Below are 11006 nucleotides of genomic sequence, written 5' to 3'. Positions count from 1 at the left end.
GGCATGCCGGCCTCCCAAAAGGTCTCCTGACCGTCACGTCGGATCGGGTGTGCTTCGCACCCAAGCCGAATTACGCACCAAAGTCCCAGTCTACAGCTCCCGACTCCCGCCGAGAATCCCCTACCGCGCACCCTCCTATCGATTCGTCTATTTTGGCCCGGCGCCTTAAACTTCAGCCGGGCTGATGTCTCACCGTCATTGGCACAGAGGGACACCTGACGGAACCATCCGGGAAATTCAAGCCGAACCGGTTTCGAGAATAGCGACAAGTTCCCTTTCGACCGGACGCGGCAGCGCCAGTTCCCTGAGCTTTGCAACGGTTGCTTCAACCGGGTACCGGAAGGATTTAAGTTCGAAGTGGCCGTTTTGACAGACAGCGTAGCTTGCCAGCGAAGTGCCGGTTCGAGGTTGGCCGAGGCTTCCCGGATTCAGCACGATCCTGTCACGGACCTTGCGAAGCATCGGCACGTGGGTGTGCCCGACAAGGAGGACATCCGCCTGCAGTCCATCGAGTGCCGAATCCCACCCCCCTGTGTCCGTCGGGTAGCGTCCGTAGAGCGGGTCCGAAGGCATTGCGTGAGTCAGGTGAAACAGCAGACCGTCGCGTTCGGCCTGCGCCTGCTGCGGAAGCCTGCGGAGATAAGCCTTCTGTGCTTCGCTGAGGACGGAGGAGGTGTATCGCCTGGTCGCTTCGGCTATCGGGCGATAGCGCGGACTCCAGCGAGAGTCGTCGTCGTAGGCCACCGCGTGGTCATGATTGCCTTGTACGACCAGGGAAGCCTTATCCATGATGTCCGCAACGACTTCCCTCGGCTGCGGTCCGTAGTTGACGAGATCGCCGAGGACCCAGAGTTCGTCATACTCTTCGGGCAAGGCACGCAAGGCTTCGTGGTTGCCATGGATGTCGGAAATAATGACGAGTTTCACCGTGGCCTCCCGGATTCAAAGGCGGATCAGGACGACGCCGAGGAGCAGAGAGGCCGCGCCGGCTAGCCGGGTGAGGCTGACCGGGTGGTGGGGAAGCCCGAACAGGCCGAAATGGTCGAAGGCGAGCGAGCCGAGCATTTGTCCAACGACGATCAAGGCGAGAACCGTCGCGGCGCCGAGGCGGGGAACCATGAGAATCGCGGTCCCGATGAACAGCGCGCCGAAAAGCCCCCCGGTCCATGACAGCCAAGACGTCGTCCCGGCCAACGAATCGGACAGCCGGGGGCTGGAGGAGGTCAGGGCGACTGCCAGCATCGCCAGCATGCCGACGAAATAGCTGATGAAGCCCGCCCACCAGGGCGACCCGAGTTCGGCCCGCAGGTTTGCGTTCAGAACCTGCTGCAGAGCGACGCTCACGCCGGCGCCGACCACCAGCAGATATGAAAATGCGGACAAGGCGGCGGTCATGCCGTACTCCCCGAAGACGTGCCGGTTCGCATGGAGGGCTTTCCATGCGGCGCTCCCGGACCATTGGATAGCAGGGTCGGGCCGCTGCCGTCTGGAACGGATGTGACCTGCCTGCCGCAGCCCGAAATCCGCTGCGGAAAATCGCGGGACCGGTCGGCAATGCTACATACCGGCAGAGAAGCAGCAAGAAGAGAATTTTAGAAGATTTTCTCATAAAATTATATTTCTTGCATAATATACAATTTTTCATTCCTGCGCCCCGCAAGGTCACATTCGTTCTAGAACGGGTTTGCCGAGTTTGCTACCCGTTTCACACGTGAACAGTGCACACGAATGTATTTTTAGTTGCTACTTCGTCCGCCGGGTATCTGATGTCCAAAGACCATTATGCAGTCGAGCAAAGTACTTCTTCCCGGCTTCCGCTCCACGCCCGGACGGGGAGCAGGGTATCCGGCCCGTTCCGAACATGGATGTCGCATTCAAGCAGGCAATACACACCGTTGCATCCTTTCAGGTTGGCGTGACCGGGGAAAGGCGAAGCGCGCCATATCCGCGACCAAGCCGGAAAACCCGGTCTGAAAGGAAGCAAACACACCGGAATTCGACGTTCCGATCCGCTGGGCAGCCGAAACAGAACTCAAGCGGCGCCATGGCGTGGCGAACCACGAGAGAATAACTGGGAGTGAAACAATCATGGCCGACGTCTCTATTCTTGACGCGCCTTCTTCCGTCGACGGTTCGCCGTGCGATCGTCCGCAACGGGCGGATAAGAATGAAATGGGTGCCAATCATCGAAAAGCAAGAATGCTGTCTCAGGATCAGGCTTCGACGGAAGTTTGCGATTGGCACCGCACTGTTCTTGGCGACATCAAGGCCCTGCTCGTCGACGATCAGGACTTCCCCTGCATTTTCGGAAGAAGCGCAATCCGAAAAGGAATATTGAAGTTCATTTTTGTCGAATCGGTCGATCCGGCCGGCATCCGGCATCTCGCGGATGGTCTCGTCGAATATGTCGAGTGCTCGAAAGGATGGGACGGCAATCTCAACACGGCCTCTCCGCTGGTCGTCGCCTTTTCCCTGGATGCGATCCGGGATGGCTCGTGGGCGGACTACCATGCCTTCGGCTGGAGCGTTCTCCAGAAGCTGCACGAGATCGACCCGATGCCGTGGCCGCAGGACGTCGCGACCGATCCCCATTCGCCATCCTGGTCCATGTGCTTCAACGGCATGCAGCTGTTCTGCAACATGAGCCATCCCGCGCATAAGATTCGCCGAAGCCGCAACCTGGGTGCGCACTTCCTGTTCGTGATCAATCCGCGCGAACGCTTCGACGTCGTCGCCGGCAACAATCCCACCGGACGGAAGGTCCGCAACAACATCCGTGACCGGATCGCCAGATATGACGGCGTGTCGCGATCCCTTCAACTCGGTTCGTACGGCTCCGAGGGGCTCGAATGGTGGCAATACGGCATCATCGAGGCCAATGTCGAACGAACCGACAAGTGCCCGTTCACCTTTGCCGGTGCGGGACGATCGGAAAGCGGGCAGCGGGCGGATGAAAGATCGACGGCCGGTTCCACGGACTGACGCAGGCGTGACGTTCCTTCCCCTTATCGCTTCCTTGCCGAGGATCTTCCGATGCCGCTCTACGACAGCGTTCTCGACACGATCGGCCGCACGCCGATCGTCAGGCTGAACCGGCTCGCGCCGGAACATGTGACGGTTTATACGAAGCTGGAGAAGTTCAATCCCGGCGGTTCGGTCAAGGACCGGCTGGCGCTCTCCGTTGTGCTCGATGCCGAGAGGAAGGGGCTGCTGAAGCCGGGCGATACCATCGTGGAGTGCACGTCCGGCAATGTCGGGATCGCGCTAGCGATGGTTGCGGCGGCGCGCGGCTATCGCTTCGTCGCGGTGATGGGCGACGGGTATTCGGTGGAACGGCGCAAGCTGATCCGCGCCTATGGCGGCAAGGTCCTGCTGTTTCCAAGCGCGCTGGGCAGCAGCGGCGGCAACCGCATCGCCGACGGGCTGGCCGAAAAATACGGCTGGTTCCGCGCCCGGCAATTCGACAACCCCGCCAACCCTTCGTACCACCGCCAGACGACGGCGTCGGAGATTCTTGCCGATTTCGCCGGAAAGCGTCTCGACTACTTCGTTACCGGTTTCGGGACCAGCGGAACCCTGACCGGTATCGGCCAGATGCTGAAACTGGCGCGGCCGGAGGTGCGGATCGTCGTGGCCGAGCCGGACAATGCCGCCGTGCTGTCCGGCAAGGGCTGGAACGTTCACCAGATCCAGGGCCTCGCGCCGAACTTCGTTCCCAGCATCCTCGACCGCGAGGTCATCGACGAACTCCTGGAGGTGAACGAGGTGGCCGGCCGCGACGTGGCACTCCGCCTCGCCGCGGAGGAAGGAATCTTCGTGGGCATCTCCGCCGGCGCCACCGTGGCGACCGCCCTGCGGGTGGCGGAAAGCGCACCGGAAGGATCGGTGATCCTCGCCATGGCGCCCGACACCGGCGAGCGTTACCTGTCGACCTTTCTGTTCGACGGCGTCACCGAAGGTTCGGACGACGATTGGCTGGCGTCGCTTGAAGCCTGACCGGCCGCGACACCCTACCGGCTTTCCATCGAAGGGCTTATCGGCCTTCGTTCCGCAATAATTCCAGCATTCCCCAGGCAAATGAGCGAATTCATTCCTCCGGCGACCCGGTTCATCGATCTGCCCGCCGCCTTTCCGATGAAGCGGGGCGGCGTGCTGCATGGTGCGCGTATCGCATATGAAAGCTGGGGCAAGTCGCAAGACACGCACGACAATACGATTCTGATCGTCACCGGACTTTCGCCCAGCGCGCATGCGGCTTCGCACGACGGCGATCCCACGCCCGGCTGGTGGGAGGAAATGCTCGGACCCGGCAAGCCGATCGACACGGACCTATGGCATGTGATCTGCGTCAATTCGTTGGGGAGCTGCAACGGCTCGACCGGGCCGGCTTCGATCGACCCGGCCACCGGATGCCCCTATCGCCTGGAGTTTCCCGAACTCTCGATCGAGGACATCGCCGACGCGGCCGCCTTCACGGTACGGGCGCTGGGCATCGATCGGCTGGCGTGCGTCATCGGCAATTCCATGGGTGGAATGACGGCGCTGTCGCTTCTGGCACGGCATCCCGATTTGGCGAGCAGCCACATCAGCATTTCCAGCTCGGTGCACGCGTTGCCGTTTTCGATCGCCGTGCGATCGTTGCAGCGCGAGGCGATCCGGCTCGACCCGCATTGGAACGGCGGCCATTACGACCACGCGCGTTATCCCGAATGCGGGATGATGACCGCGCGCAAGCTTGGGGTCATCAGCTACCGCTCGGCCCTGGAGTGGGATGGCCGTTTCGGCCGCCTGCGCCTGGATGCGGCACAGCGCGGCCAGGATGACGACTCCTTCGGCCGGGAATTCGAAATCGAGAGCTATCTGGAAAGCCATGCGCGCCGGTTCGTGCGCAGCTTCGACCCCAACTGCTATCTCTATCTCAGCCGCTGCATGGACTGGTTCGACCTCGGCGATGCCTATGGCTGCAGCGCCGACCAGGCATTGGCTCGGTTGAGCCTCGATCGGGCGCTGGTCCTGGGCGTGCCCAGCGATGTCCTGTTCCCGCTGAACCAGCAACGGCAGATCGCCGTCGGACTGCGGGCGGGCGGGGTGGATGCCAAATTCCTGCCGCTGGAATCGCCGCAGGGGCATGACGCCTTCCTGGTCGACACGGACCGTTTCGGCCCGGCAGTGGCCGGGTTCCTTGCCGATCTGCGGCAGCGCGGGACGGCGGGGTGGTCGCCGTTGTCCCGAGTGAATGCGATCCAGCCCGCCCATCGCCGGTCCGGAACTGCGTGCATCCAATAAGGCTGGCCCAGGAATCCTCCTGCCGGAAAGCTCCGTCCCACCGTCCGGCTGGCGGTGCTCGCCCCCTCTCCACCCTGTTCCATCGCCCAACCAACCGACGGATACCCGATGTCGACCCAACCAGCCAAGATCGCCCTCGTCACCGGTGCCACGCGCGGGATCGGCTTTGAGACGGCGCGGCAGCTTGCCCGCAACGGCGTCCATGTCCTGGTGGCCGGGCGCAATCCGGACCGGGCAGCCATGGCGGCGGAGACGTTGCGCGGGGAGGGGCTTGCCGTCCAGCCCATCCATCTCGACGTCACCAGCGACGAAACGATCCGGGCTGCGGCCGGCGACGTCGAGCGCGAGTTCGGCCGACTCGATGTTCTCGTCAACAACGCGGCGATCCGCATCGAGCAATATGGCAAGCAGCCGTCCGAGCAGCCTCTGACGCAATGGCGCGAGACGTTCGACACCAATCTCTTCGGCGTCGTCGCGGTCACGCAGGCCTTCCTGCCCCTGATCCGCAAGTCGGCGGCCGGGCGCATCGTCAACCTATCCAGCCTTCTCGCCTCGATCGGCACCCATAGCAATCCGGACTCATACGCCTACAGCGATCATTTCAAATCGCTCCCGGCCTACAGCGCCGCAAAAAGCGGGGTCAATTCCTGGACCGTACATTTGGCGTACGAATTGCGCGGGACGACCATCAAGGTGAATGCGGTCCATCCCGGCTATACCAAAACCGACATGAACGACGGCGAAGGGTATTTCGAAGTACCGGTCGGGGCCGCCACCGGCGTGCGCATGGCTTTGCTCGACAGCAACGGGCCGACGGGAACCTTCGTTCATATGGACGAAACCGTGCCGTGGTGACGGCATATCCCCGCGCCGTGCCTCGCTGAACAACTTTGAACCCGAAGAAGGACGACCGCCCTTGCATGCCTTCCCAAAGCTTCCATTCAGCAAGATGCACGGCGCCGGCAATGATGTCGTCGTCCTGGACCTGCGTGAGGTGCCGGAGCCTTCGTCAGCCCTGTGCCGGTATCTGTCGGATCGCCGCATGGGCGTCGGCTGCGACATGATTCTCGGCATCGCGGCACCGCGCAGTGCGCAGGCCGTCGCCTCCTACCGCATCTGGACTCCGGACGGATCGCCGTCGATGCAATGCGGCAACGGTGCGCGCTGTGTCGCCGCCTGGGTGGTGCGCGCGGGACTTGCGACGGGAGATCGCTTCCTGCTCGACAGCCCAAGCGGAACGCATGCCGTGGATGTGCTCGGCGGCCAACGCTTCCGGGTGGCTATGGGCATCCCTGCCTTCGCTCCGGACAGAATTCCGCTGGCCGGCTTCGAAAGCGAGCAGGACCTCTACGAAGTCGATCTCGATGGCGGCCGGCGCATCCGCTTCGCCGCCGTGTCGACCGGAAACCCGCATGCGGTGCTGGAGGTGGATGACGAGACCGGCGCACCGGTCGCAGAGATCGGACCGGCCTTGCAGAAATTGCGCGTCCTGCCACCGACGGTGAATGTCGGCTTCGTCAGGGTCGTGAACCGCAAACGCCTGATTCTCCGGGTTTACGAGTATGGAGCGGGCGAAACGCTGGCTTGCGGCACCGGTGCCTGCGCCGCGGCGGCAGTGATGATGCGGCGCGGCCGCGTCGACCGCAGCGTGTCCGTGGTTCTGCCCGGCGGCGAACTGGACATCGTATGGCCGGACGAGCAAGCCCCCATCATGATGAGCGGTCCGGCCGCCTTCGTTTTCGAGGGCAGGCTGGATACCAGCCCGTTGGCGGGCCAGCCGGACTGAAAGCGTCCGGTGATCCCGGATTGACACGACATCCCGGCAACCGGCTCGGCAACCGGTTGTCCTTATTCCAACATTGGATTGGCTCCATGCACGTTATCGCTCTGGCTACCTCGGTTACCGACTTGAAAAACGACGATGACATGCCGTTGCTGCTGGCGGCGTGCGAGGAACTTGGCGTCCCGACCGAAGTCTGCGCCTGGGACGATCCGGGCGTCGACTGGTCGCGCTACGCTCACGTCGTCCTGCGGTCGACGTGGAATTACATCGAATGCCGTGAAGAATTCCTGGCCTGGGCGGAGCGGGTCGCTGCGACGACCAATCTGGTCAATCCACTGTCGGTGGTGCGTTGGGCATCGGACAAGCATTATCTCGCCGATCTTGCCGCGCGCGGGGTTCCGGTGGTGCCGAGCCGGTTCGTCGAACCGGGGGAGGACGCCCGGGCGGCATTGCGGGATTTCCTGGCCACGAACGGCCAGGCCGCCGAATTGGTGGTCAAGCCGACCGTCGGTTCCTATTCGAAAAACGTGAAGCGGTTCGCCGGAACGGCGGAAGACGAGGCCACCGAGCATATCGTCCGCCTTCTGGAGCAGAATCGCAGCGTCATCCTCCAGCCGTATCTTTCGTCGGTCGATCAGGTCGGCGAGACCAATCTCACCTATTTCGATCGTGTCTACAGCCACGCGATCCGCAAAAGCGCGTTGCTCATGTCCGACGGGACGGTGAACGGGCCGACCCCCGATTTCCGTGCGGCCCGGGTCGCGGATGCGGATGAACAGGCCGTGGCACTGGCGATCCTCGATGCCACCGCCGACCATCTCGGGCTCGGCAGGCCGCTGCTCTACGGACGCGTCGACCTCATCCGCGGCAACGACGGCAGGCCGATGCTGCTGGAACTGGATATTTGCGAACCGTCGCTTTCCTTTCCATTCTGCGACGGTGGCGCCATGCGCTTCGCCCGGGTGTTGGGCCAACTTCTGCAGTCTCAAGAGAGCGGAGCCTAAAAGCCGATGTTTGATCTTATCGTTTCGCAAGGCCGGGTGGCCGATCGCAGTGCCCAGACGATCGAAGGTGCCTCGCGCGTTGCCCAGGCCCTGGAACGCCGCTACGGCGTGAAGGCACGGGTCGTCGGCAAGGCTGCCCCCCCTGCGCAGGATGATTGGCGCGACAGCCTTCCGCAGGCACACGCAACGCTGGCCGCGTTGAAGGATGCGATATCCGAGAGCATCGACGGGGAAAAGCTGAGCGTCCTGATCTCGAACACCTGCCCGGCGAGCATTGCGACCCTGCCGGTCGTCGCGCAACGTCTTCCGAACGCAGTGGTTCTCTGGGTGGACGCCCATGGCGACTTCAATACCCCCGAGACGACCGGCACCGGCTATCTCGGCGGCATGGTCGTTGCCGCCGCCTGCGGGCTTTGGGACAGCGGCCATGGGGCTGGCCTGCGGCCCGAACAGGTCATTCTGGTCGGGGCGCGGGACATCGATCGGGCCGAGGGCGAGCTGCTGCGTCAGGCCGGCGTGCGGATCATCGCTCCTGCCGATGCTACGCCGGACCATGTGCTCCGCCAGATCGGCGATGCGCCGGTCTGGGTCCACGTCGACTGGGATGTGATGGAACCGGGATATATCCCTGCGGACTACACGGTTCCGGACGGTCTGCTGCCGTCGCAGCTGCGCGACATCTTCGCCGCGATCCCGGCCTCGCAGCTTGCCGGTGTCGAACTTGCGGAGTTCCACGCACCTGCGGACGAGCGCGACGGCGATGCGGCTGTCGAGGTCATTTTGGATATCGCGGCCCCGCTGCTGCAAGCGGCGTCGGTCAGGCGAACGGCAATAGAATAATCGGGCGAACTTGCCCAAACCGATTACCGGATCGTCATTCAATGAGCGCGGAAAGTTCTATGGCAATGACACAGATCGCCTATGTAAATGGATCTTTTGTCCCGCTTGCCGAAGCGAAGATTTCCATTTTGGATCGCGGATTTCTATTCGGGGACGGTACCTATGAAGTGGCGGCGGTGCTGAACGGCCGAATCATCGACAGTTCATCGCATCTTGCGCGGCTTCAGCGTTCTGCGGAAAAAATCTCTCTCGCCCTGCCGGAGACACCCGACAGGCTCGTCGCGCTGCTGAAGGAACTGATTGCGCTGAACGGTCTGGAAGAGGGCTTTGTCTACCTGCAGGTGACGCGTGGCGCGGCAGAACGTGACTTCGCCTTTCCCAAGGATGCGCGACCGACGCTGGTCATGTTCGTCAGATCGAAGAAGATGATCGATTCGCGCGAAGCGCTCGAAGGCATTTCGGTCAAGACCGTTCCCGATATCCGCTGGGCGCGCCGCGACATCAAGAACATTTCCCTTCTGGCGCAGGTGCTGTCGCGGCAATTGGCCGTGGACGCCGACTGCCAGGAAGCGCTGATGGTCGAAAACGGCTTTGTTACCGAAGGCGTGTCGTCGTCGGCGTTCATCGTCACCGCCGACGGCGTTCTGGTGACGCGGCCGCGCTTCAACGCGATCCTCGACGGATGCACGCGCAAGGCGTTGATCAAGCTCTGCGAGGAGCGCAAGATCCCGGTGGAAGAGCGCCTTTTCAGCGTTGCCGAAGCGCTCGCCGCCAAGGAGGTGTTCATCACCAGCGCGTCGGTGCTGGTCCAGGGCGTGGTGGTGATCGACGGGCATCCGATCGGCGACGGCAAGGTCGGCGGCGTGGTGCGGCGCCTGCGCGAGATCCATCTTGAATTCGCCCATGCAACCGGCGTTTGATGCCGGCAGGACGAATGCAAACTCTGAACGCATGGCGGGGCTTGTTGCGACGGCAGACTTTGGGGACTCTCAAGAGGCTGCGGAGCGCTGATGCGTGAGGGCCTCGGCCGGGCTCGGGGACAGGGCGGTCCGGCCGGATTACGGATGCAGGGTGGTTTGTCATGGTGGCGTCATTTCAGTTTCCCAAGGGCATGGACATCGGCATGGGCACGGGCGCCGACGGCGTCTGGCGATATTGGCGGCCGTTCAGCAGCGACATCGTCGAACTGGGGGTCGTGTGCGGGCAGGATGTCTCGCTGCCGGTGCATTTCCATGAAGAGGACCAACTGACATTCGTCCTGTCGGGACGCCGACGGTTCCTGATGAAGGACTCGCTGTTCGATGTCGCACCCGGCCAGGGGGTGAGAATTCCGGCCGGCACGCCCCACCGCTCCCTTTCCGAGTCGATGGACATCTTCTGCATCAATATCTATACGTCGCCGGGGGTCTACGATGCCGTGGGTCTGTTTGCCGGAATGTCGCTGCTGTTGCGGCGGCAGGGGAGCATCGATTGGCTCGATCTTGCGGCAATCATCGAAGATCACCGGTGCGATGGCGGCATGCCTCGGGAATGGACGGAGGCGAGGAATGCCTCATGGGAAACGGTCAGCGAAGGGGCCCGCCTCGCCGGGATGAGCCGCGAGGGCTTCTCCCGCCGGTTCCGCAAGCAATTCGGCATCCCACCGCAGATTTTCAGACTGTCCGAAAGGTTGAACGAGGCGCGACGCCTGTTGCGGGTCGGACAGCCGGTTGCCGCCGTGGCAGCCGAGACTGGCTTTTCCGATCAAAGCCATCTCGGCCGCTGTTTCCGGCGCGCATTTGGTGTCACACCGGGCCACTACCGCCGGAGCGTGTCGCACGCACAATGAGGCAGCCGCCGTCAAGTTTAGAGGCTGTTGAGAAGGACCTTGGCGCATAAATCAGCGAGAGATTGGCTGGTGCAGTGCAGCGGGGGAGGAAGGTGGCCCCGCTGAAGCCGAGACCCCGATGCCATACAAAGCCAACGAGAGCCGCCGTCACAAGATCCCGCGCGCCCGCTATCGCGTGGACTTTGGTGCGTAATTCGGCTTGGGTGCGAAGCACACCCGATCCGACGTGACGGTCAGGAGACCTTTTGGGAGGCCGGCATGCCGA

The 11006-nt window shown here is 62.9% G+C and carries 11 protein-coding genes; 9 read left to right on the top strand and 2 right to left on the bottom strand.

Annotated features, from left to right (window positions below; all coding sequences use genetic code 11):
- Nucleotides 1-237 precede the first annotated feature (237 nt).
- Together EJ903_RS25600 and EJ903_RS25595 are read right to left on the bottom strand one after the other, a co-directional pair.
- Nucleotides 238-927, bottom strand: coding sequence for a metallophosphoesterase family protein (locus tag EJ903_RS25600; RefSeq protein WP_126620704.1), 690 nt, complete (start codon nucleotides 925-927; stop codon nucleotides 238-240).
- A 15-nt stretch (nucleotides 928-942) separates the two neighbouring features.
- Complete coding sequence (locus EJ903_RS25595; protein ID WP_126620703.1) at nucleotides 943-1395, bottom strand: DMT family transporter; 453 nt, start codon at nucleotides 1393-1395, stop codon at nucleotides 943-945.
- 693 nt (nucleotides 1396-2088) lie between these two features.
- Between EJ903_RS25595 and EJ903_RS25590 the strand changes: the two genes are divergently transcribed.
- The 9 genes from EJ903_RS25590 to EJ903_RS25550 all read left to right on the top strand — a co-directional run bounded on the left by EJ903_RS25590 (nucleotide 2089) and on the right by EJ903_RS25550 (nucleotide 10741).
- On the top strand, nucleotides 2089-2982 hold the full coding sequence (locus EJ903_RS25590) for a YqcI/YcgG family protein (RefSeq protein WP_210211567.1): 894 nt from the start codon (nucleotides 2089-2091) through the stop codon (nucleotides 2980-2982).
- Between the two features lie 51 nt (nucleotides 2983-3033).
- The gene (gene cysK, locus EJ903_RS25585) at nucleotides 3034-3996 is read left to right on the top strand and encodes a cysteine synthase A (protein WP_126620702.1); all 963 of its coding nucleotides are present in this window, start codon (nucleotides 3034-3036) and stop codon (nucleotides 3994-3996) included.
- Nucleotides 3997-4077: 81 nt separating this feature from the next.
- Nucleotides 4078-5286: a homoserine O-acetyltransferase MetX gene (gene metX / locus EJ903_RS25580; protein WP_126620701.1), complete on the top strand. Its 1209-nt coding sequence runs from the start codon at nucleotides 4078-4080 to the stop codon at nucleotides 5284-5286.
- Nucleotides 5287-5394: 108 nt separating this feature from the next.
- Nucleotides 5395-6141 carry an SDR family oxidoreductase gene (locus EJ903_RS25575; RefSeq protein WP_126620700.1) on the top strand — a complete coding sequence of 249 codons (747 nt, stop codon included), beginning with the start codon at nucleotides 5395-5397 and terminating at the stop codon, nucleotides 6139-6141.
- Nucleotides 6142-6202: 61 nt separating this feature from the next.
- Complete coding sequence (gene dapF, locus EJ903_RS25570; RefSeq protein WP_210211566.1) at nucleotides 6203-7072, top strand: diaminopimelate epimerase; 870 nt, start codon at nucleotides 6203-6205, stop codon at nucleotides 7070-7072.
- 86 nt (nucleotides 7073-7158) lie between these two features.
- Nucleotides 7159-8073, top strand: a complete 915-nt coding sequence (locus tag EJ903_RS25565) for an ATP-grasp domain-containing protein (RefSeq protein ID WP_126620699.1) — start codon at nucleotides 7159-7161, stop codon at nucleotides 8071-8073.
- Between the two features lie 6 nt (nucleotides 8074-8079).
- Nucleotides 8080-8913 (top strand): arginase family protein, encoded by an 834-nt coding sequence (locus EJ903_RS25560; protein WP_126620698.1) that lies wholly within the window; start codon nucleotides 8080-8082, stop codon nucleotides 8911-8913.
- 65 nt (nucleotides 8914-8978) lie between these two features.
- Nucleotides 8979-9833, top strand: a complete 855-nt coding sequence (locus EJ903_RS25555; RefSeq protein WP_126620697.1) for a D-amino-acid transaminase — start codon at nucleotides 8979-8981, stop codon at nucleotides 9831-9833.
- 161 nt (nucleotides 9834-9994) lie between these two features.
- On the top strand, nucleotides 9995-10741 hold the full coding sequence (locus EJ903_RS25550; RefSeq protein WP_126620696.1) for a helix-turn-helix domain-containing protein: 747 nt from the start codon (nucleotides 9995-9997) through the stop codon (nucleotides 10739-10741).
- Nucleotides 10742-11006: the final 265 nt, after the last annotated feature.

It is taken from the genome of Azospirillum griseum (genome assembly GCF_003966125.1).
GTDB classification, from domain to species: domain Bacteria; phylum Pseudomonadota; class Alphaproteobacteria; order Azospirillales; family Azospirillaceae; genus Azospirillum; species Azospirillum griseum.
Note: the sequence above shows the minus strand (reverse complement) of the source record. Positions and strands in the feature narration are given on the sequence as shown.

Excerpts from the sequence above, each read along its gene's own strand:
- EJ903_RS25575 (WP_126620700.1), top strand. The coding sequence starts at position 5,395 with ATGTCGACCCAACCAGCCAAGATCGCCCTCGTCACCGGTGCCACGCGC.
- EJ903_RS25565 (WP_126620699.1), top strand. The coding sequence starts at position 7,159 with ATGCACGTTATCGCTCTGGCTACCTCGGTTACCGACTTGAAAAACGAC.
- EJ903_RS25595 (WP_126620703.1), bottom strand. The coding sequence starts at position 1,395 with ATGACCGCCGCCTTGTCCGCATTTTCATATCTGCTGGTGGTCGGCGCC.
- EJ903_RS25550 (WP_126620696.1), top strand. The coding sequence starts at position 9,995 with ATGGTGGCGTCATTTCAGTTTCCCAAGGGCATGGACATCGGCATGGGC.
- EJ903_RS25555 (WP_126620697.1), top strand. The coding sequence starts at position 8,979 with ATGACACAGATCGCCTATGTAAATGGATCTTTTGTCCCGCTTGCCGAA.
- metX (WP_126620701.1), top strand. The coding sequence starts at position 4,078 with ATGAGCGAATTCATTCCTCCGGCGACCCGGTTCATCGATCTGCCCGCC.
- EJ903_RS25560 (WP_126620698.1), top strand. The coding sequence starts at position 8,080 with ATGTTTGATCTTATCGTTTCGCAAGGCCGGGTGGCCGATCGCAGTGCC.
- cysK (WP_126620702.1), top strand. The coding sequence starts at position 3,034 with ATGCCGCTCTACGACAGCGTTCTCGACACGATCGGCCGCACGCCGATC.
- EJ903_RS25590 (WP_210211567.1), top strand. The coding sequence starts at position 2,089 with ATGGCCGACGTCTCTATTCTTGACGCGCCTTCTTCCGTCGACGGTTCG.